General features: G+C 60.5%; 17 protein-coding genes. 10 read left to right on the top strand and 7 right to left on the bottom strand.

The features are described 5' to 3' along the window. From serC to ACWHVV_RS09285, 3 genes are all read right to left on the bottom strand, one after another. On the bottom strand, nucleotides 1-1,104 hold the full coding sequence (gene serC / locus ACWHVV_RS09295) for a 3-phosphoserine/phosphohydroxythreonine transaminase (RefSeq protein WP_447929069.1): 1,104 nt from the start codon (nucleotides 1,102-1,104) through the stop codon (nucleotides 1-3). Beyond that, entirely contained in the window at nucleotides 1,088-3,808 is a 2,721-nt protein-coding gene (gyrA, locus tag ACWHVV_RS09290; RefSeq protein WP_447929068.1) for a DNA gyrase subunit A, read from the bottom strand. The genes serC and gyrA overlap by 17 nt, the downstream gene beginning before the upstream one ends. A 189-nt stretch (nucleotides 3,809-3,997) precedes the next feature. Beyond that, nucleotides 3,998-4,429 carry an acyl-CoA thioesterase gene (locus ACWHVV_RS09285; protein WP_447528789.1) on the bottom strand — a complete coding sequence of 144 codons (432 nt, stop codon included), beginning with the start codon at nucleotides 4,427-4,429 and terminating at the stop codon, nucleotides 3,998-4,000. Nucleotides 4,430-4,608: 179 nt separating this feature from the next. On the opposite strand from ACWHVV_RS09285, the gene ACWHVV_RS09280 reads away from it, so the two are divergent. The 6 genes from ACWHVV_RS09280 (at nucleotide 4,609) to nth (ending at nucleotide 10,989) form a co-directional block, all read left to right on the top strand. Continuing rightward, nucleotides 4,609-5,547: a recombination-associated protein RdgC gene (locus ACWHVV_RS09280; RefSeq protein WP_447896083.1), complete on the top strand. Its 939-nt coding sequence runs from the start codon at nucleotides 4,609-4,611 to the stop codon at nucleotides 5,545-5,547. A gap of 65 nt (nucleotides 5,548-5,612) precedes the next feature. Then, a complete protein-coding gene (locus ACWHVV_RS09275) occupies nucleotides 5,613-6,794 on the top strand; it encodes a 1-acyl-sn-glycerol-3-phosphate acyltransferase (RefSeq protein WP_447929067.1) in 1,182 nt (393 codons plus the stop codon). A 126-nt stretch (nucleotides 6,795-6,920) separates the two neighbouring features. Further along, nucleotides 6,921-7,202: a hypothetical protein gene (locus ACWHVV_RS09270; protein ID WP_447528786.1), complete on the top strand. Its 282-nt coding sequence runs from the start codon at nucleotides 6,921-6,923 to the stop codon at nucleotides 7,200-7,202. 119 nt (nucleotides 7,203-7,321) lie between these two features. After that, on the top strand, nucleotides 7,322-9,358 hold the full coding sequence (gene metG / locus ACWHVV_RS09265; protein WP_447929066.1) for a methionine--tRNA ligase: 2,037 nt from the start codon (nucleotides 7,322-7,324) through the stop codon (nucleotides 9,356-9,358). Next, complete coding sequence (locus ACWHVV_RS09260; protein WP_447929065.1) at nucleotides 9,359-10,357, top strand: RnfABCDGE type electron transport complex subunit B; 999 nt, start codon at nucleotides 9,359-9,361, stop codon at nucleotides 10,355-10,357. Continuing rightward, nucleotides 10,354-10,989 (top strand): endonuclease III, encoded by a 636-nt coding sequence (gene nth / locus ACWHVV_RS09255; RefSeq protein ID WP_447929064.1) that lies wholly within the window; start codon nucleotides 10,354-10,356, stop codon nucleotides 10,987-10,989. Before ACWHVV_RS09260 ends, nth begins: the two co-directional genes overlap by 4 nt. A gap of 4 nt (nucleotides 10,990-10,993) precedes the next feature. Here the strand turns inward: nth and ACWHVV_RS09250 are convergent, their stop codons facing one another. Beyond that, nucleotides 10,994-12,067 (bottom strand): tRNA-queuosine alpha-mannosyltransferase domain-containing protein, encoded by a 1,074-nt coding sequence (locus ACWHVV_RS09250; protein WP_447929063.1) that lies wholly within the window; start codon nucleotides 12,065-12,067, stop codon nucleotides 10,994-10,996. A 319-nt stretch (nucleotides 12,068-12,386) separates the two neighbouring features. Between ACWHVV_RS09250 and ACWHVV_RS09245 the strand changes: the two genes are divergently transcribed. Together ACWHVV_RS09245 and ACWHVV_RS09240 are read left to right on the top strand one after the other, a co-directional pair. Beyond that, nucleotides 12,387-14,339, top strand: coding sequence for an exonuclease domain-containing protein (locus tag ACWHVV_RS09245; RefSeq protein WP_447929062.1), 1,953 nt, complete (start codon nucleotides 12,387-12,389; stop codon nucleotides 14,337-14,339). Nucleotides 14,340-14,484: 145 nt separating this feature from the next. Next, on the top strand, nucleotides 14,485-15,705 hold the full coding sequence (locus tag ACWHVV_RS09240; RefSeq protein ID WP_447929061.1) for an EAL and HDOD domain-containing protein: 1,221 nt from the start codon (nucleotides 14,485-14,487) through the stop codon (nucleotides 15,703-15,705). Here ACWHVV_RS09240 and ACWHVV_RS09235 read toward each other — a convergent pair. Then, on the bottom strand, nucleotides 15,702-16,028 hold the full coding sequence (locus tag ACWHVV_RS09235) for an HlyU family transcriptional regulator (RefSeq protein ID WP_447929060.1): 327 nt from the start codon (nucleotides 16,026-16,028) through the stop codon (nucleotides 15,702-15,704). The genes ACWHVV_RS09240 and ACWHVV_RS09235 overlap by 4 nt on opposite strands. A gap of 75 nt (nucleotides 16,029-16,103) precedes the next feature. Next, a complete protein-coding gene (locus tag ACWHVV_RS09230) occupies nucleotides 16,104-17,324 on the bottom strand; it encodes an argininosuccinate synthase (protein WP_447929059.1) in 1,221 nt (406 codons plus the stop codon). A 199-nt stretch (nucleotides 17,325-17,523) separates the two neighbouring features. Here ACWHVV_RS09230 and rnt point away from each other — a divergent pair, with 199 nt between their 5' ends. Together rnt and ACWHVV_RS09220 are read left to right on the top strand one after the other, a co-directional pair. After that, on the top strand, nucleotides 17,524-18,192 hold the full coding sequence (rnt, locus tag ACWHVV_RS09225) for a ribonuclease T (protein ID WP_447929058.1): 669 nt from the start codon (nucleotides 17,524-17,526) through the stop codon (nucleotides 18,190-18,192). 117 nt (nucleotides 18,193-18,309) lie between these two features. Further along, the gene (locus tag ACWHVV_RS09220) at nucleotides 18,310-19,569 is read left to right on the top strand and encodes a 6-phosphofructokinase (RefSeq protein ID WP_447528776.1); all 1,260 of its coding nucleotides are present in this window, start codon (nucleotides 18,310-18,312) and stop codon (nucleotides 19,567-19,569) included. An 87-nt stretch (nucleotides 19,570-19,656) separates the two neighbouring features. Here the strand turns inward: ACWHVV_RS09220 and ACWHVV_RS09215 are convergent, their stop codons facing one another. Then, nucleotides 19,657-21,372, bottom strand: coding sequence for a protein kinase domain-containing protein (locus ACWHVV_RS09215; RefSeq protein ID WP_447929057.1), 1,716 nt, complete (start codon nucleotides 21,370-21,372; stop codon nucleotides 19,657-19,659). Nucleotides 21,373-21,437: the final 65 nt, after the last annotated feature.

Raw genomic sequence — 21,437 nt, 5'->3', positions numbered from 1 at the left:
CTAGCCCTTTCGTTGTTCGAAATCGTGCATGAACGCAATGAGCGCGTCCACGGCGGCTTCCGGCACGGCGTTGTAGAGACTTGCGCGCATGCCGCCCACGCTGCGGTGGCCTTTCAGGTTCAATAGCCCGGCCGCTTCGGCCTCACGCAGAAACACCCCATCGAGGGCGGCGTCGGCCAGCACGAACGGCACGTTCATGCGCGAACGATTGCGCTTGGCGATCGGGTTGGAGTAGAAGTCGCTTTCGTCGATGGCGCGGTAAAGCTTGTCGGCTTTACGCTGATTGAGCGCATCCATCGCCTCGAGCCCACCTACCTCGTCTTTAAGCCACTCGAAGACGAGCCCCGAGAGATACCAGGCGTAGGTCGGCGGCGTATTGACCATGGACTGCGCCTCGGCGAGCTTTTGGTAATCAAACAGCGAGGGGGTCGCGGCCTGGGCGCGACCGAGCAGGTCGTCGCGCACGATCACCAGCGTCAAACCCGCCGGGCCGATGTTCTTTTGGGCGCCGGCGTAGATGACACCGAAGTCACTGACGTCGAGCGGCCCGGAAAGAATGCTCGAGGACATATCGCAAACGAGCGGCACGTCCGCACCGTCCTGGCGTTTGAGCGCGGGGGTATAATCGAATTCGAGCCCGCCGATGGTTTCGTTGGCCGTATAGTGCAAGTAGGCGGCATCAGCACTCAAGGCAAGGCTCTCGAGCGTAGGCACCTCCAGGTGCCCATTCGCTTCGCTGCTACCTGCCACATGGCAATCAAAGCCCAGCTGTTTGGCTTCCGATAGCGCCTTTTTCCCCCAGATGCCGGTCTGGATAAAATTAGCGCTGCCGCCCTGACCCAACAGATTCATGGGCAGCATGGCGAACTGCAGGCTTGCGCCACCCTGTAAAAACAGCACCCGGTAGTTATCCGGAATGCCTAAAAGCCCCCGTAGATCCGCCTCGGCCTTATGGGCAATGGCAACGAACTCATCGCTTCGATGACTCATCTCCATCACCGAAAGCCCGCGCCCTTGATAATCGAGCATTTCTTGCTGGGCGCGCTCTAAGACAGCGGTGGGCAGGGCCGCCGGCCCTGCGCAGAAGTTATAGTGACGTGTCATCGTGCCCGCTTTCCTCCTCGCCGCTATTGATCGCCTCCTCCGGCGCTTCGCCCTCTTCGCCTGGCTCTTCGAGCGGCAGCTCAGCGGGCTCGTCGACACGCACGGTTTTGACCAGCTTCTCCTCTTTACCCAGACGAATCAACATGACGCCTTGGGTGTTACGCGAGGTGGTCGAGACCTCTTCGACGCGGGTGCGCACCAGCGTGCCACGGTCGGTGATCAGCATCATTTCATCGCTGTCGTAGATCTGCATGGCGGCCACCAACGCGCCGTTACGCTCGCTGGTCTGCATGGCGATCACGCCCTGGCCGCCGCGTCCGCGCAGCGGAAACTCTTCAAGGCGCGTACGCTTGCCGTAGCCTTTTTCGCTGGCGGTGAGAATGTAGATCTGCCCTTCCGCCTGAGGCTCGACCTGGGCCGCCGCCTCTTCACCGGTTTCGGTTTCGCTTTCGCTATCGGTTTCCGAGTCGATCTGCTGGCTCTTGGGAATGATCAGGCTGATCACTTCCGCGTCGCCTAGCAGGCGCATGCCGCGAACGCCGCGGGCGGTACGGCCCATGGCGCGCACGTTACCTTCTTCGAAACGAATCGCTTTGCCGTTGGACGAGAGCAGCATCGCGTGATCGCTACCGGAGGTAATCGCCGCGCCGACGAGGCGGTCGTCCTCTTCCAAATCGATCGCAATCAGGCCGACACTGCGCGGGCGCGAGAACTGCTCGAGGCTGGTGCGTTTGACCGTGCCCTTGGCGGTGGCGAACAGGATGTAGTTGTCCGGGTTGTAATCGCGCACCGGCAAAATCGCGTTGATCGCTTCGCCTTCGTCGAGCGGCAGCATGTTGACCAACGGTTTGCCTCGCGAGCCCCGGCTGGCGTTGGGCATCTCGTACACCTTGAGCCAGTACACCTTGCCGCGGTTGGAGAACAGCAGCACGGTGTCGTGGGTCGAGGCGACCAGCAGGTGCTCGATGACGTCTTCGTCCTTCATCGAGGTAGCGGACTTGCCGCGACCGCCGCGGCGCTGAGCCTGGTAGTCGGAAAGCGGCTGGGTCTTGGCGTAGCCCGAACGCGACACGGTCACCACCATGTCCTCTTCGGCGATCAGATCTTCCATGGAAAGATCGAGATGGCTTGCCTGAATCTCGGTGCGGCGGTCGTCGCCGAACTGGTCGCGAACCGCATGAAGCTCTTCGCGGATGACTTCCATCAGACGCTCCGGCGAGGCGAGAATCTCGGTCAGCTCCGCAATGCGTTGCAGAATAGAGAGGTACTCGTCGAGCAGTTTCTCGGTTTCAAGCCCCGTCAAGCGGTGCAGGCGAAGTTCCAGAATGGCCTGGGCCTGGGCCGGCGAGAGACGGTACTCGGTGGCCGTGGTATTCAGACCAAAGCCTTCGTCGAGGTCTTCCGGCTTGCAGGAGTTGGCACCGGCACGCTCGAGCATCGCGGTGACCTGGCCGGGCTGCCACACTTGTTCGAGCAGCTTCTCTTTCGCCTCGGCGGCGTTGGGTGAGGCCTTGATCAGCTCGATGACTTCGTCGATGTTCGAGATGGCAACCGTCAGGCCTTCGAGAATATGGCCGCGTTCGCGCGCCTTTTTGAGCTCGAACAGCGTGCGCCGGGTAACCACCTCGCGCCGGTGGCGAATGAACGCCTCCAGCATTTCTTTCAGGTTCAGCGTGCGCGGCTGGCCATTTTCCAGCGCCACCATGTTGATACCGAACACATTTTGAAGCTGCGTCTGGGCGAAGAGGTTGTTGACCACCACCTCACCGGACTCGCCGCGTTTGATCTCGATGACCACGCGCAGGCCGTCCTTGTCGGACTCGTCGCGAAGCTCCGCAATCCCTTCGATGCGCTTCTCTTTGACGAGCTCGGCGATTTTCTCGATCAACCGCGCCTTGTTCACCTGGTAGGGAAGCTCGGTGATGATGATGTGATCGCGCCCGGTCTTGTCGTGGTGCTCGATGGTGTGCGCCGCGCGCACATAAATACGCCCGCGACCGGTGCGGTAAGCATCCAGAATACCCGCGCGGCCATTGATGATCCCCGCGGTCGGGAAATCCGGCCCCGGGATGTACTGCATCAGATCATCGATGGTCAGCGTATAGTCGTCGATCAGTGCCAGGCAGCCGTCGATCACTTCGCGCATGTTGTGCGGCGGAATGTTGGTCGCCATACCCACGGCGATACCCGACGAGCCGTTGATCAACAGATTCGGTACGCGGGTGGGCAGCACCTCGGGAATCCGCTCGGTGCCGTCGTAGTTATCGACCCAATCGACGGTATCTTTTTCCAGATCCGCCAGCAGTTCGTGGGCCAGGCGCGCCATGCGCACCTCGGTGTAACGCATGGCAGCGGCGTTGTCGCCGTCGATCGAACCAAAGTTACCCTGGCCATCCACCAGCACGTGGCGCATGGAGAAGTGCTGGGCCATACGAACGATGGTGTCGTAGACCGCGCTGTCGCCGTGGGGATGGTACTTACCGATGACATCGCCGACGACACGCGCCGACTTCTTGTACGGTTTGTTCCAGTCATTGCTCAGTTCGTGCATGGCGAAGAGCACGCGGCGATGCACCGGCTTCAGCCCGTCGCGCACATCGGGAAGCGCGCGGCCGATAATGACACTCATCGCGTAGTCGAGGTACGACTGCTTTAGCTCGTCTTCAATATTGACGGGCAAGATTTCTCTGGCGATGTCACCCATGAAAGTCAGATCCTTTGCACTGCATTGGCACTGCGAGAGTTGAAAGCGCTTTAATGCCGCCGTGTTAGAGAATCAACAGGCGGGCGCACATACCCCTCCATCATACCACCGCATAAGCACCAAGGGCAGTCAGAGAGCGCGTAAAGGGTAGACTCATCAACGCGCCGGGATCATTTGCGAATGAAAAGCTTAAGCGAAGGCTTCTTTATCGACCCGAAGCCGGTCGAGCACCTGGTACACATCGCCTTCGATGGCGCTTGCCTTGTTCGATTTTATATCCAGCAGCACGAAAGTAAGATCCGCCTGGGCGACGACTTTGCCGTCGGCGCGTTGGATGCGGTGGTGGCAGCGTGCGCTGCGCTCGCCCACCTCGGTAATGCCGGTGAGCACGGACAGGTCGTCGTTCTGCACCGCCGCGTTTTTGTAATCGATATTGAGATTGACCACTACAAAAGCGCGCCCGGCCTCGTGCAGCTCGCGAATCAGGTCCTTGTGGTCGTCGAAAAACGCCCAGCGCCCCTCCTCCATGAACTCGAGATAGCGGGCATTATTGACGTGGCCGTAGCCATCCAGGTGGTAGCCACGTACGCGAAGATCGACACGGGTAATCGAAGACGACATAAAAAATCCTTATTGAATTAAACAACGCTTGAAAAGCGCCAGCGAACAAACATGGGTTTTAAACGCACATTTAAATACCGGCCATTTAACGTAGGCAATAAAGGCGCTTTAGTGCAAGAGGCTGGCAGGACGGGCAGCGTTTCGCCATAATGTGCCCCCTTTTGGATAGGATTGGTGATATGTGGTTTAAGCACCTGCACTTGTATCGTCTACACGGCGAGTTCGAGCTCGATGCCAGCGCGCTTCAGAGCGCACTCGAGCCCCACGCCGCCAGGCCTTTGGGCGGCGCCGATGCCCGCAGGCTTGGGTGGACAGCGCCAGCAGGCCGCTTGGGCAGTGGTCAACTGCTCCACGAGATCCAGGGTCACCGCCTGCTAAGTGCGCTGCGCCAGGAACGCCTGCTTCCGGCCTCCGTGGTCAAGGAAGAGCTCGACGAGAAAGTCGCCGATATCGAGGCCGCCGAGGCGCGCAAGGTGACCCGCAAGGAGAAAACCACGCTCAAGGAGCAGATCACCGAGGAGTTGATGCCGCGTGCCTTCGTACGCAGCCAAAAAGTCGACCTTTGGTGGGATACCAGGCGTAACATGATCGGTATCAACGCAAGCTCGCGCACCCGCTGCGAGGAGATTCTCGATCTTCTACGCGAAACGCTAGGTACGCTGAAGGTGACCCCGGTCAACTCGCAAACCCTGCCGATTCGCGCCATGACGACCTGGCTTGGCGACGCCGCGAGCCGCCCGGCGGATATGCAGCTAGGCGATCAGGTCGAGCTCAAGGCCAAGGGGGACGACGGCGTCCTGCGCGCCCGCCAGGTCGATCTCGACAGCGACGAGATTCAAAACCTGCTGGAGAGCGGCCGCCAGGCAAGCAAACTTGCCATCGGCCTCGAAGGTCGGTTACACCTGGTGCTACACGACGACCTGGCGCTCAAGTCGCTGCGCTTTGGCGATGCCCTGATCGAGGAAGCGGATCACGCCGACGACGGCGACGACGCGCTTGCCCGGCTTGAAACCGACTTCATCCTGATGGCGCAGTCGCTTTCAGAAGATATCGCCCGGCTACTCGAATGGCTAGGCGGCGAGGCCCAAAAAGAGCCCGCCACGACCGACCAGGCCTGACGCGCGCCGTTGGGTTAGAATAGCGGTTTCACCCTCGATTTGGCTCACTCTTACAAACGGATCGCATGACTGACCAACATCACGCTCTCAACGACGCCTCGTCCGATGATCCCTGGGCGGATATTCGCCCTTACATGGATCACGAGGTGAAAGACGTGCTCACGCGGCTGAGTCGCGACAGCGAGCTACTCGATGCGTTAACCCGGTTCAAGCTGCCCCGTCTTGCCAAGTGGGCGCCGGCGCTTGCGCGCATGATCGCCGGGCGCACGGTGCGCCGCGAGGTCGAAAACGTTGCCTCGGTTCGCGATTTTCAAATGCGTATCGCCGGTTACATGGAGCGCATGATACGCACCACGACCGACGCCTTCGAGGTCACCGGGCTCGAGAAGCTCGACGCGAATAGCGCTTACCTGTTCATCGGTAATCACCGCGATATCTCGCTGGACCCGGCCTTCGTCAACTACGCGCTTTACGCCGCCGGACGCGACACCGTGCGCATCGCCATTGGCGACAACCTGCTCAAAAAGCCCTACGTCACCGACCTGATGCGGCTCAATAAGAGCTTTATCGTGCCGCGCAGCGCGCGAGGCAAGCGGGCGATGCTGGCCGCTTACCAGAAGCTTTCGGGCTATATTCGCCACTCGATCACCGGCGACAACCACTCCATCTGGATGGCCCAGCGCGAAGGTCGGGCCAAAAACGGCATCGATCGTACCGACCCGGCCATCATCAAGATGTTGACCATGGCGAGTCGTAGCGATCCGGGCGATTTCGTTTTCGGCGAAGCGATCGCCGAGCTCAAGCTCGTGCCGGTGTCGATCAGCTACGAGTACGACCCCTGCGACGTGCAAAAGGCCCAGGAACTGCATGACGTGGCCACCCTTGGCAGCTACGCGAAAAGCGAGTTCGAGGATATCCGCTCGATCGTGGCCGGCATTACCGGTACCAAGGGCCGCGTGCAGCTGCGCTTTGGCCAGCCGCTAGACGCGGACATGGCGACCCCGGACGAAGTCGCCGCCGAGATCGACCGCCAGGTGATCGGCGGCTACCGGCTATTCCCCAGCCACTACCTGGCCCTGGAAGCGCTCGGTGAGGCGCCGGAGCTGGTGGCGCGCAAGGCCATTACCCGGGAAGACCGGGCACGCTTTGCAGAGCGCCTGGCCTCTGTGCCCGAAGAACTGCGCCCTTATTGGCTCAACCAGTACGCCAATCCGGTAAAACACAAGGCCGGCCGGCTGCGCCTTTAAAACGCCGGCGCGGCCCACGCCTTACCCGCGCACGGCTCATGCCGAGCCTGTCAAAAAGTGCTAAGGTCAAGGCATTCACTGTTTGGTTCAGGCTTGGTTTTTAGCCCAAGCCTCAAGGAGCGCACCATGTCGGCATCCGAAATTCAAAAAACTCGCGTAATCAACGAGCTACGTGGATTTATCCGCAAGCTTCTACAAGACCCGGATATCCTGCTGCAGTCGCTCGCCGTTGCTCGCCGGGAGCTTGCCGAAGGTTCCAGCCCCGCGGCGATGGCGCGCATCGCCAACGAAGTATCCGGCACGACCAGCGTGCACATCCCCGAAGACCCCGCCGAGCACTCCGAGGCGGACAAACTCTTTTTAGAGCTTTTGCGGGAAGTCGTGCAGGAGGAGCAGGCGCTCTACTAGCGCCGGACTTGCGCTGACAAGAGGCGCCCGGGCCTCACTGGCGAACGACGTTATCGGCGAAGTGCCCCCACCCTTCGCCGACTTTATTTGTTACAAGCTAATCGGAAGTATTCCAAACCATGTCAAACACTGCCCCGCGCGATATTTTGGTGACCAGCGCCCTCCCTTACGCCAACGGTGATATTCACCTTGGTCATCTGCTCGAATATATCCAAACCGATATCTGGGTGCGCTTTCAAAAAAGCCGGGGCCAGCGCTGTTTTTATGTGTGCGCCGACGACGCCCACGGCACCGCCATCATGCTGCGCGCCGAGCAGGAAGGTATTACCTCCGAGGCGCTGATCGAGCGGGTCTCCAATAATCACCAGGCGGATTTCGCCCGCTTTGGCGTGGGCTTTGACAATTACCACTCCACCCACTCGGCAGAGAATCGCCACTTTAGCGAGCAGATCTATACGCGCCTGCGCGACAAGGGCCATATCGCCACCCGCGATATCGAGCAAATGTTTGATCCGGTCAAGGGGCTCTTTCTCGCCGACCGCTTCATCAAGGGCACCTGCCCCAAGTGTCATAGCGACGACCAGTACGGCGATAACTGCGAAAAGTGCGGCGCGACCTATACCCCGGCAGAGCTTATCGACCCGGTCTCGGCGATTTCCGGCGCCAAGCCTGAAGTTAGAAGCTCGACCCACTATTTCTTCAAGCTGCCCGAGTTCAGCGAATTTCTGCAAAACTGGATCAACGACGGCCACGTGCAGCCGCAAATTCGCAACAAGCTGATGGAGTGGTTCGAATCCGGTTTCAACGAGTGGGATATCTCCCGGGATGCGCCCTACTTCGGCTTTGAAATTCCCGACGCGCCAGGCAAGTACTTCTACGTCTGGCTCGACGCGCCGATCGGCTACCTGGCCAGCTTCAAGAACCTTTGCGAGCGCGAAGGCATCGACTTCGACAGCTTCTGGGAGAAGGACTCCACCGCCGAGGTGTATCACTTCATCGGCAAGGATATCGTCTACTTCCACGCGCTTTTTTGGCCGGCGATGCTTCACGGCGCCGACCTGCGCACCCCCACCGCAGTGAACTGCCACGGATTTTTGACCGTGGACGGCGCCAAGATGTCGAAATCCCGCGGCACTTTCATCAAGGCCGCCACCTACGCGGATTATCTCAACCCGGAGTACCTGCGCTACTACTTTGCCGCCAAGCTGAGCGCCGGGGTCGATGATCTCGACCTGAACCTCGACGACTTCACCGCCCGGGTCAATTCGGATCTCGTCGGCAAGGTGGTCAATATCGCCAGCCGCTGCGCCGGGTTCGTGAAGAAGCTCGGCGGCGGTACGCTCTCCGCGCACTGCGCCGAGCCGCAGCTGGTAGAGCGCTTCGTTGACGCAGGGGATGAGATCGCCCGGGATTATGAGGCACGCGAATTCGGCCGCGCGATGCGCAAAATCATGGAGCTTGCCGACGAAGCCAATACCTACATCGCCGATAAAGCCCCCTGGGCGCTGGCCAAGCAAGACGGCCGCGAGCAGGAAGTGCTGGATATCTGCTCGGTGGGCATCAATTTGTTCCGCCAGTTAATGGTCTACCTGGCGCCGGTCGTGCCCACCATGGCCGCCGAAGCTCAGCGCTTTCTCGTGCTTGATTCGCTCGATTGGGAGAGCCGCAAGGTCATCTTAACCGGCCACGCCATCGAGAAATTCAAGCCGCTGATGACGCGCATCGAGCGTGACAAGATCGACGCCATGATCGAGGCCTCGAAAGAAGATCTCGTGGAAGAGCAGAAACTCAAGGAATCCGCCAAGGGGCCGCTTGCTGACGACCCTATCGCGGCGGAAATCAGCTTCGACGACTTCACCAAGGTCGACCTGCGCATCGCGCGCATCGCGAAAGCCGAGTACGTCAAGGGCGCGGACAAGCTATTGCAGCTCACCCTGGATTTGGGCGGTGAAACCCGTAACGTCTTCTCCGGTATCCGCAGTGCCTACTCGCCGGAAGCGCTCGAAGGCCGCCTGACCGTGATGGTCGCCAACCTGGCGCCACGCAAGATGCGCTTTGGCATGTCCGAAGGCATGGTACTGGCCGCCGGCGACGATGAAGGGATCTATCTAATGTCGCCGGACAGCGGTGCCAAGCCGGGCCAACGGGTGACTTAAGTGGCTGCTAGTGCGCTCATCGATGCCATCGACGCCGAGCTTCCGCAAACCCAGTGCGGCAAGTGCAGCTATAACGGCTGTCGCCCCTACGCCGAAGCCATCGTAGCGGGTGACGCTATCAACCGCTGCCCGCCCGGCGGCGTCGAGACCCTAAACCGGCTGGCCGAACTCACCGGCCGGGCCACGCTGCCGCTGGAGCAACCGCCCCAGCCGCCCACCCTTGCGCTCATCCGTGAGGATGAGTGCATCGGCTGCACCAAGTGCATTCAGGCCTGCCCGGTGGATGCGATCGTCGGCGCGGCCAAGCAGATGCATACGGTCATCGAGGACGAGTGTACCGGCTGCGAGCTCTGCGTGGCGCCCTGCCCGGTAGACTGCATCGACCTGGTGCCCCACCCGCAGTGGCAGGCCGCGAATACCGGCGCCGAGCAAACCGCTTACCTGGAGCATCGCGCCATCAAGGGGCGCGAGCGCTTCATCGCGCGCAACCAACGCCTGGCCGCCCAGGCCGAGGCCAAACGTCAGCGGCGCGCGCAGCGTAGCGCCACCAAACCGTTGGAGGCGCCTAAAAAGGAGGCCCCGCCCGCCTCGCTCGCCTCGCCCAGTGCGCTGCGAGCCAACCGCGCGCGCCAGGCCGCCGCCCTCAAACGCCTCGAGCGTAAGCTTGAAAACGAGCAGGATAGCGCCAAACGCGACGAGCTTGCCGCCAGCCTCGAGACCCAACGCCGGGCGCTAGAGGCGCTCGACGCGACCCTGAATGAAGCAAACGCCGGCGAGCCAGCCACCGTACAGACACAAAGCAGCGCTACGCGGCGCCATCAAAAGCGCATGGCACTAAAAGCCGCCGAGCAGTCGCTACGCCACGTGCGCCAGCAGCTAAGCCACGCCAAGCGCCAGGGAACGGCCGCCGACGTCGCGCGGGTCGAAGAGCAGTTGCACCAGGCCCAGCAGGTGGTAGATGCGGCCCATCAGGCGCTCGAATCGGAAACGTCCTCATGAACGCCAACAAGCGCTTTGAAATCTTTAGCCGGCTCCAGGCCGACAACCCCCACCCCACCACCGAGCTCAACTGGCGTACGCCGTTCGAGCTGCTCGCCGCTGTGCTGCTCTCGGCCCAGTCGACCGACGTCGGCGTGAACAAGGCCACGGCGAAGCTCTTTCCCGCCGCCAATACGCCCGGCCAAATCATCGCCCTCGGCCTCGAGGGTTTGAAAGAGCACATCAAGACCATCGGGCTCTATAACACCAAAGCGCAGAACCTGATGAAGACCTGCACGCTTTTGGTAGAGCAACATGACGGCGAAGTGCCCCGCACCCGCCAGGCGCTGGAAGCACTGCCCGGGGTAGGCCGCAAGACCGCCAACGTCATTTTGAATACCGCCTTCAATGAACCGACCATCGCGGTGGATACCCATATTTTCCGGGTCTCCAACCGTACCGGCATCGCCAAAGGCAAGGATGTCGTCGAGGTCGAGCAAAAGTTGATGCGCCACGTCCCCCGCCCGTTCATGAAGGATGCCCACCACTGGCTGATTCTTCACGGCCGCTACACTTGCGTGGCGCGCAAACCGCGCTGCGGCAGCTGCATCATCGAAGACCTGTGCGAGTACAAGGAGAAAGTCGAGCTTTGAGCGGCTACTCGCTCGTTGCTGGCGGCCCGTACAAAAGCGCCTGGTAGCGCGCCTGCCACTGGGGCCACTCCCAGGCGTGGCTATCCAGCCGCTTTGGGCGGCGCTCGGGGTCGGTTAGCCACGTTTTTAAACGCTCATAAAGCCCCTGGGGCGTTCCATCGTAGCGGTATGCTTGCGGGTAGAGCTCGGGAAAGCAGAGCCGGTCGGGCACCAGCGGCAGTGCGCCCTGCTGGGCGGCCTCCATGATCGCCAGGCCCTGGAACTCGTGCCAGGTCGTGGAGACCACGATGCCGCCTTGCTCCAAAAGCTGCCGGTATTTTGAAAGCTCGAGCGCGCCCCAGCACACGATATGCTCTTTTAGGCGCGTTTTCGCCTCGTCGAAAATGGCCGGCTCGTCGCGAAAGCGCTGGCCTACCACCGCAAGCTCGAAGGCCACTCCCGCCTCGCTTAGCTTGAAAAGCACGTTAAAGAAGTCGTCCGGGTTCTTGTCATACTCCCAGCGGTGATTCCAGATAATCCGCTTTGAAGGCGACCCTCCCGTGGCGGTTTGCTCAAGCGGCGCAATCGGCACCGGCAACACCCACGCGCGGCGTCGAAGCGCCTCCAGCGGCGCGGCGGCGGGCAGGTTATCCGGCATCTTTTTCAAAAATGCCCGGGCGCCGTCGATGAACGAGTCCCGGTTATAGGCCGAGTTGAATACGATTTCATCTGCGCCAAGCGCTGCGTAGAGATTGACCATCATCGCTTCGACGTGATGCTGCTGGGCGCTCGACGGTGGGTAGGCAAACTGGTTTTCGTGAAAGTAAACGATCTTCCGCGCCCGCCCAAGGTGAGGAAAAAGCCCGACCAATGTGGCCAGGTCCACCACAGAGGTGGCCAGCACCACATCATAAGACTGGCTCAGCGTGGCGTGCTCTTTGAGCCACCAGCTCATGGGATTACCGCGAATGCGCCAGGCAAAGTGGCGTGGCGCCAGGCTAAGCCGTGTCCAGTCCAGATCATCAAAGCGCGCGATCAACTGGTCTGCCCAGTAGCGGTGGCTAACCGCCTCGTAAGCCGAGAGTAACAGTACCCGCATTTAAAACCCTGTTGGCTAAGCGCTTGCCAGGCCCTGCCTGAACGATACCCGTACCGCCGGCTTTTCGGACAAGCCCTGAAGACCCGCCAGTATATCAACTCGCTTCGCGCCACAAAGCACTAAAGAGAACGGCTGTTTGCACCAAGGTCGCCTAGGCGGATAGCGCGTATCTACATAGACTTCCAACAGCTTAAACTTCCAACAGCCGGGTTCGATACGCCGGCGCCCAGCCACCTTCGCCGACAAAGGACTCAGCGCTTGTCTATTTATTTGTTACGTTTAGCGCTTTCGAGCGCCAGCCGCCACGCGGGCGCTGACCATGGTTAAAGGCCTGCCTACACCCCAGCGGCTGGTAGGGCTCTGGCTGCTGCTCGGGGGTATTAGCCTGTTGGGCGGCGCCGTGTTCGCGGCCTGGCTCGACAGCCAACTTGTGCTTCCGCCCCTGCCGCGGGCGCTTATGTGGCTGTGCGCGCTGTCCGGCGGGGTCACGCTCTTGACGGTGGGCTATGGGCTCGAGCGCTTTTTGCTGACGCCGCTGCGCACCCTTCATGGCGAGCTTGCCAAACTGCTGGCCCACCCGGATAAAACCATCGAACCCCCGAGCGGCTGGCTTGCAAGCTTGGGGCCGGACGTGAGCCAGATCGCCGAGCAGTGGCGCGTCGACCGGGCTCGGCTGCAAAGCGCGCGCCAGGAAGGAGCACAAGAAACCGCACGGGTTCGCCGGGAACTCGAAAACCTGTTACAGCGCCTGGCCACGCCCATTCTGGTGTTCGACCAGCACCGTCGGCTGTTACTTTTCAATCAGGCGGCGGAGGCGCTTTTCGTCTCGCCCTACTGCCTGGGACTGGGCAAAGAGCTCAAGAGCCTGATCCCCGACCCGGCGCTTGGCGCACGCTTCGACGCGTTGATGGCGGCCCCCGCCTCGAACGGGGATTTCTCCCGGGAAGTGCTAACGCGCCAAACCGAGCGCATCCTGTCGGTTAGCTTAACCCGGCTTGCCCATTCCACCGGTGAAATCGTCGTAACGCTCAAGGATGTGACCCGCGCCTGGCAAAACGAGCTGGGGGTGCGAAAAAACATCAATACCCTGCTGCAGGGCATCGAGCAAACCACGCCGCCCGCGGCGCTTGGCGAGTTGAGAGCGCTGTGGCAAGACCCGGATTTCGTCAACGAGCGGCTGACCTCGATCTGGTCGAACGCGTTCTGGCAGGCGCTGGACGAACAGCTGGATCCGGCACGCCCCCTGATAACGCCCATCGGCGTGCCCGGCTGGTTCAAGGGCCACCAGCCATCGCTCATCGCCCTGTTCGATACGCTGGTTAAAAAGCTGCACGGTGAGCTGCCCCGATGCGGCTTCGAAGGCGAGCTGATCAACACCCACGACGGCGTTTGGCTCGCTTTCATCTGGCGGGGGCTTGCCATCGAGGCGACAACGCTAACGAACTGGCGAAACGAAGTCATCGAGACGCTGCCCCTGGCGCCCAGTGTCGAGGACGTCCTGCTCATTCACCAAAGCACGCTCTGGAGCGAGAACGACGCGGACGGCAAGCACGCCAGGCTATGCGTATCGTTCAAGCGCTCGCGCCGCCAGAGCGCTCCCAGGCCGTCTGCGTCTCCCCGCCCGGAGTTTCATGACTTCGCCATCGCCGATCAAACACCGGCGGCGGCGCCGTTCGAGCGCGCCCTGGAGCAGCTCGATATCGTGGCCTTCGACACCGAAACGACGGGGCTCGACCTTCGCGGCGGCGATACGCTGTTAAGCCTTGGCGCCTGCCGAATCGTCAACAACCGGCTGCTCGCCAACGACGTGTTCGACCGCTACATCAACCCCTTTCGCCCGATCCCCGCCGCGAGCACCGCCATTCACGGCATCCGCGACGACGACGTACGAAACGCACCGGCTGCAAGCGTGGTGCTCGATGCGTTTAATGCCTACACCCAAAACGCCGTGCTACTGGCGCACAATGCCTCGTTCGACCTGCTCGCGCTGAGCCAAGCGGGCGCCAGGCCGACCCAGCCGGTGCTGGATACACTGTTGATTTCCAAAGCGTTGGACAGCGCGCTATCCGGCCACGACCTGGAGTCCCAGGCCAAGCGCTACGCGCTGGCAATCCCCCAGGACGCCCGCCATACGGCGCTGGGCGACGCTCAGCTAACCGCCGAGCTTTGGCTTTCGATGGTTACTCGGCTAAAAGCGCGCAACATTCATACGCTCGCCGAGCTTCTCGTTTTCCAGGCGAGCGCCCTGGACCGCCAGGACGGTAGTTTATAGACGTTCTCTAATTTCGAGCCGAGGGTTAAAAGCCACTTTGCTTGCAAATTCGCTGGTTCGTTCGCTGTAGGGTAACTAGCACGGGGGGAGAGTTTAAGCTAACATTCCCGGCCACACAGGCCATATAATTGGGAGCCATAAGTTAATGCCAAGCAGCGCACTCGATGTGGCTTCCAAAAGCTATACGATCGCACTCCAGCCTATCGTCGATGCCCATCTCAACCACGTCGCCGATGAGCTACTTTATCGTGGTCATTTCAACGACCGGGAAGCGCATATCGATGACGACGTACAGGCAACCGCCCGGGCCTGCGCCGTCGCTATTTACGAAATAGGCTTAAACAAGCTTTGTGGCACGCGCAAACTGTTCATCAATGTCTCCGAACAGTGGCTTCTCAACCCGGACCTGCACGCGCTCCCGGCCAATCAAGTCGTGCTCGAAATTCTTGAAACCACGCCGCCCACGCCAGAAGTCAAGCAAGCCCTGGCAGGGTTGAAAGCGCAGGGCTACACGCTGGCCATCGACGACTTCCAGACGGATCAAAATCACGAATCGCTGCTGCCTTATTGCGACATTATCAAACTGGATATTTCATCCGGCATTTCAAACGAAATGATCGCATCGCTAAAAGCGCACAATGTCACGCTTTTGGCCGAGCGGGTGGAGACCCAAGAGGAGTTCGAGCATTTCAAAGCGCTTGGGGTGTCGCTTTTTCAGGGCTATTTTTACGAGCGCCCGACCACCCAAAAAACGCGTAATATCCGCCGCTCATCCCCAAAAGCCTATCAGCTGCGGCTCATCGCGAAACTCTATAAGCCCGATGTCAGTATTTCGGAAATCCGGTCCCTGATTGCTCAGGACCCGAGCATGGTCGATGCAGTATTAAGGCGCACCAACTCGGCATGGTATGCGCTCGCGCAGCCCTCTTATAAGCTCAATAGCTGCATTCAGCTTCTGGGTATTAACGAGCTGAGAATGATGGTGACGATTATCCTGCTCGCTAATAATAGTCCGGCCAACAAGCTGAACCTGATTAACGGCCTAACCAAGGCGCTGGCCTGCGAGCAAGTCGCGCGCAAAAGAAAACTGGATGATGAAGAAGGGTTCATACTCGGGCTCTTATCGCACATGCCGATCATTTTGAATATCGATCTAAGCACGCTGATGAAAGAGATTTCGCTGGGCCCCATGTTTTTTGAGGCGCTGGTCGAGCGCAAGGGCGCAATGGGGATGCTGCTCAATGATGTGGAGTCCGCCGAGAGTGGCAACCTCTTGAACGGGCTTTCGGACTCTCTTTTGCTGGGAGCCGCTGCACAAGCCCGGTCCCTGGTGGATAACACTCTAAACAGTAGTGCCAAATCCTAAACTTTAGGGTCGCTCGTATGGCGCGAGTCGGGTTCGAACATCGTCTCGCCGACCTCGTCGATATAGCGCTTGGCCTTGGTCACCATCATGTCGTCGCAGGCCTGGCGCGCGGGCAGCATGTCCGAGCGCTCGAAGCGGTGCTCACGGGTTTGACCATCATCGCACGCCTTGCTGATAGTGCCGCTCACCCGGTACTGGCCGCTTTGCGGGTCCGGCGTCGAGACGATGGCGTACTCCTTGTACTGAACGGGCTCGGCGGGTGTCACCCCGGCGGCGGGTTGATCGCCGCTGCCCGTTAGAATCGAAAGCAGTTTTTTAAACATGGCGCTATCCTGAACCGTTACCTGAAAACGACGTCTTGCCGCTAAAAGCGGCCAGCCGCGCTGGCCGCCAAACGTTTAGCTTTGCTTACGGCCTTTGCCTGCGGCGATACGCAGACGCAGCGCGTTCAGCTTGATAAAGCCTTCCGCGTCTTTTTGATCATAAGCGCCGGCATCGTCTTCGAAGGTAGCGATCGACTCATCGAACAGCGACTGCTCGGACTGGCGGCCCACGACGATGGCATTGCCTTTATAGAGCTTCAAACGCACCACGCCCGACACATTGCCCTGGGTTTCGTCGATGGCGGCCTGCAGCATGCGCCGCTCCGGGCTCCACCAGTAGCCGTTATAGATCACTTCGGCGTACTTGGGCATTAGCTGGTCTTTCAGATGCGCCTCTTCACGGTCCAGAGTCAGTGACTCGATAGCGCGGTGGGCGCGCAGCATGATGGTGCCGCCCGGTGTTTCATAGCAGCCGCGCGACTTCATGCCCACGTAGCGGTTTTCGACGATATCCAGACGGCCGATACCGTTGTCGCCGCCGACCTTGTTGAGCTTTTCGAGCACTTCGTGGGGCTTGAGCGCCTGGCCGTCGATGGCGACGATATCGCCCTTCTCGAAAGTCAGCTCGATATAGGTCGGTGTTTCCGGCGCCTGTTCCGGCGATACGCTCCAGCGCCACATGTCTTCCTCGGCTTCCGCCCAGGGGTCTTCCAGAATGCCGCCTTCGTAGGAGATATGCAGCAGGTTGGCGTCCATGGAGTACGGGGATTTCTTCTTCTTGCTGGAGAAATCGACCGGAATATTGTGCTCTTCGCAATACGCCATCAACTTCTCACGCGAGGTCAGATCCCACTCGCGCCAGGGCGCGATGACCTTGACGCCAGGCTTGAGCGCGTAGCCGCCCAGCTCGAAGCGCACCTGGTCGTTACCCTTACCGGTCGCGCCGTGAGAGATCGCATCGGCGCCGGTTTCGTTGGCGATTTCGATCAAGCGCTTGGCGATCAGCGGGCGGGCGATCGAAGTGCCGAGCAGGTACTCGCCTTCATAAATGGTGTTGGCGCGAAACATCGGGTAGACGTAGTCGCGCACGAACTCTTCGCGCAGATCTTCGATGTAGATCTCTTTAACACCTAACGCCTCGGCCTTGGCGCGGGCGGGCTCGACTTCTTCACCTTGACCGATGTCGGCTGTGAAGGTCACGACCTCACAGTTATAGGTCTCTTGCAACCACTTAACGATCACGGATGTATCAAGCCCTCCTGAATAGGCCAGCACAACCTTTTTGACATCGGACATTCTCGACTCCTTTGGTTTAGCAAAGCCCGCTCTTAAACACCCGGGCTTTAACGAATTCGTTAAACCCTGAGTATAGCGCTCTCAAAGTCTCGGGAACACCGTCAACGACGCCGCCGGTTCAAAGCTGCTAGAATCAAGCCACTGTTAGCGGTAGCCTGCCGCTACTCTTTACCGACTACTCGCTTTTAAGGAGAGCTGCATGAGCGAGGCAATAGCCCGTGAATTGATGGCCCAACGTTTTCGCAGTTATTTACCGGTCGTCATCGATTTGGAAACGGGTGGATTCAACGCCCAACGTGATGCGGTTCTCGAGATTGCAGCCGTCACGCTCACGATGGACGCCGACGGCAACCTCTTGCCGGATGCGACCTACGCCTACCACATCAAACCTTTCGAGGGGGCGAACGTCGAGCAATCAGCGCTCGATTTCACCGGTATCAACCTGGACGACCCGCTGCGCCAGCAGGTCGCGCTCTCGGAAGAAGAAGCACTGAGCGAGATTTTCAAACCGATTCGTAAGTCGGTCAAAGCGCACAACTGCTCACGCGCCATATTGGTGGGCCACAACGCCGCCTTCGATCACGGTTTCTTGAACGCCGCCGCCAACCGCTGCGGCGTGAAGCGAAGCCCGTTCCACCCCTTCTCGAGCTTCGACACGGCCACCCTCGCCGGTTTCGTCTACGGGCAAACGGTGCTGGCGCGGGCGTGTCGGGCAGCGGGCATCGAGTTCGACAACAAGGCCGCCCACTCGGCACGCTACGACACCGAGCGCACCGCCGAGCTTTTCTGCGCCATGGTCAACCGCTACAAGGACCTGGGGGGCTGGCGCCTTGCGCTTCAGGAGCAAGACCTGGATACATCGGAGTAACCCGTGATGCAGTCAAAACCGCTTTACGGTAAACTCCGGCCGATATGACTCGATTGGTATCGGTTTCAAAAGCCGGCAACGCCTCACCCCATCCGAATCAGGAGTTAAAAGGTTTCCATGGCTCAGCATAACGCCTTCTACGCCCAGTCCGGTGGCGTCACCGCCGTCATCAATGCAAGCGCCTGTGGCGTTATCGAGGCCTGCCGCCAGGCCCCCGACCAGATTGGCAAGGTGTACGCCGGCCATAACGGCATCATCGGTGCCCTCACCGAAGATTTGATCGATGTCTCCCAGGAAAGCGACGAGTCGATCGCCGCTCTCAGGCACACCCCGGGTGGCGCCTTCGGCTCGTGTCGCTACAAGCTCAAGGACATCGAGACCCATAGAAAACAGTACGAGCGCTTGATCGAGGTCTTCAAGGCCCACGATATTCGTTACTTCTTCTATAACGGCGGCGGCGACAGCGCCGATACCTGCCTCAAGGTCTCGCAGCTTTCCGAGAAGCTCGGCTACCCGCTCACCGCGATCCACGTACCCAAAACCGTGGATAACGACCTGCCGATCACCGATAACAGCCCGGGCTTTGGCAGCGTGGCCAAGTACATCGCCACCTCGACCCGCGAGGCCTCGCTTGATATCGCGTCCATGTGCGCCACCTCGACCAAGGTATTCGTTCTCGAGGTAATGGGCCGTCACGCGGGCTGGATCGCCGCCGCCGGAGGCCTGGCGGGGGAAGGCGAAGGCGAGCCGCCGCACCTGGTGATCTTTCCGGAGATCGCTTTCGACCGTAAAGCCGTCATGGCGCGGGTCGATGAAAGCGTGAAGAAGTACGGCTACTGCGTGATCGTGGTCTCCGAGGGCGCGCGCTACGAAGACGGCACCTTCCTGGCCGATGCGGGCAACACCGATGCCTTTGGCCACCGCCAGCTCGGCGGCGTGGCGCCGACACTGGCCGGCATGGTGAAACAGGACCTGGGTTACAAATACCACTGGGCGGTGGCCGACTACCTGCAGCGCGCCGCGCGCCACCTGGCGTCCAAAACCGACGTAGAACAAGCCTACGCCGTAGGCCGTGAAGCGGTAAGCCTGGCGCTGGCAGGCAAGAACGCGATGATGCCGGCCATTCGCCGTATCTCCCAGACGCCCTACCAGTGGGACGTGATCTCCGCACCGCTTTCCCAGGTCGCCAACCAGGAGAAGTTCATGCCCCGGGACTTCATCTCCGATAACGGCTTTGCCATTACCCAAACCTGCCGCGACTATCTTTCGCCGCTGATTCAGGGTGAGGATTTCCCGCCCTTCGAAAATGGTCTGCCGAAAGTCGCCAAGCTGAAGCTGGCCAAGGTCGAGCAAAAACTACCCGCCTTTTCGCTTTAAGCGTTAACGGGTAAAAAAAGCCGGGGCGATGCTCACATCGTCCCGGCTTTTTAGTGGCTGACTATTCAGTGTGACCGCTACAGCGGGCTATCGCAGAAGCCAGGAGAGCACGAGCAGCAACAGCAAAATACCCGCCACCCCCTGCCAGAATCGGCGTGGCTCGCGGCGGGTTTCGTCGCGCACCGGCACCCGGCCAAGGGATACGCGCAGCGCGTGTAAAAGCTCCGACAGCTTTCTAAAACGCAGTGCTCGCTGGGGGTCCAGCGCACGCCGTAGCGCATCGTCCAGCGCCGGGGTGATTTCCGGCGTCGCGCTGCGCGCACTTTTGTAACTAAGTGATTCCAGGTCGGTGTGGCTGCGCAGCCGGTCGGGGGTGAGGCTATAGGGAAGCGTCCCGGTCAGCAGCCAGTAGATCGTCGAGGCCAGCGAGTACTGATCGCTTCGCCGCCCAACGCTATCGCCCAGGGCGTATTCCGGGGCGGTGTGCTCGTTGAAGCCGACCTGGCGCAACAGCTCGCCGGAGTTACGATGCCCCTCCATATCGCGCATGTGGCAGGCGCTGAAGTCCGCCAGCACGACCTGGCCGTGCTGGTCGATCAATACGTTGTCCGGGGTGATCTGCTGGTGAATGATGTCCCGGTGGTGCAGCGCCTGCACTGCCTTGCCCAGCTGGTTGGCGATGTCCAGACGTTGCTTGAGGCTTGCCTGGGGGTGGCGGTCCGCCCACTCGCGCAGCGTTTCGCTTTCGATATACGCCATCAGGTAGTAAAGGTAGCGCCGGGGCCGCGAGGGGTCGATCACCTTGACCACGAAGGGCGAGTTGACCCGCTCCACCACCCACTGTTGAAGCAGAAAATGCTCCAGATAGGCGTTGCGTAGCGAAAGCTCCGGGCTTGGCGCCTTCATGACCATACGCCGCTGGGAGTTGATATCGCGCACCTGATAGACCCGCGACTGCGCATTACGTGAAAGCACGCGTTCGACTTCCATGCCGTCGAGGCGCTGACCGGGGGAAAGCTCCGGCGGAATGGGCAGGTCGCCGTAGATGAGCGCCGGGTCGTCCTCGGTCTCCTCGGGCAGCTCGTCGATGCGCAGAATCTGAAAGCAGAACTGGTCGCCGCCGTAGCCGCGTTCCTGGGCGCGCTGCTTGGCTTCACTGGCCAGCCGCTCGCAGGCGGCGTCCAGGTCGCTTGCGTCTTCACGAATCAGGCGCACGTAGTCCGAGGGCATCAGCGTGCCGCGAACGCCCTGGGTGGTGAACACGAAGAAATCGCCCTGCTTTAGATTGATCAGGCTGTAGTCGATATCCAGGCTGCCATCCATGCCCAGTGCCCGCGAAGGGTAGCGGTAGCCGCCGACGTCGGTGACGTGGTCGCGTGTGAGTTGCTCGAACTCGGCACCGCGCAGGCGAAAGACCAGCGTGTCACCCATATGAAACAGGTTGGCCTCACCGGCTTTGAAAATCATCGCCGACATGGACGAGACGAAACTGCCCTCTTTGACGTGCTGGCTCTGGCTATAGCACCAGCTATTGAGAGCGAGCATCACCCTGGTCGCCGAGGTTTTGATATCCCAGTGCTCCGGCGTCGAGTAGTAGTCGGCCATGAAGCCGCGCACGCTCAAATCCCCCGCCTGTTTCGCCATGGTATTGCGCGAAAGCGAATCGCTGATCACCGCGCAGGCGCCCTTGGTGTTGAGCAAGGGGGTGTCCGGCACGCTTACCGACATGGAGCTTCGATGCTTTCGCCGGTCCGGGGCAACAAACGCCTGGCCGTAGCTGATCAGTAATTGAGCGTGCGCCAATTCATCCTCCTTGGCCGCGAGCGTTAAATATCAAAAAAAGAGGCGCCAACCGCCAAGCGCCCTAT

Source organism: Vreelandella sp. EE27 (genome assembly GCF_968206495.1).
The sequence above is the reverse complement of the archived record's forward strand: the minus strand, read 5'-3'. Positions and strand labels throughout refer to the sequence as shown.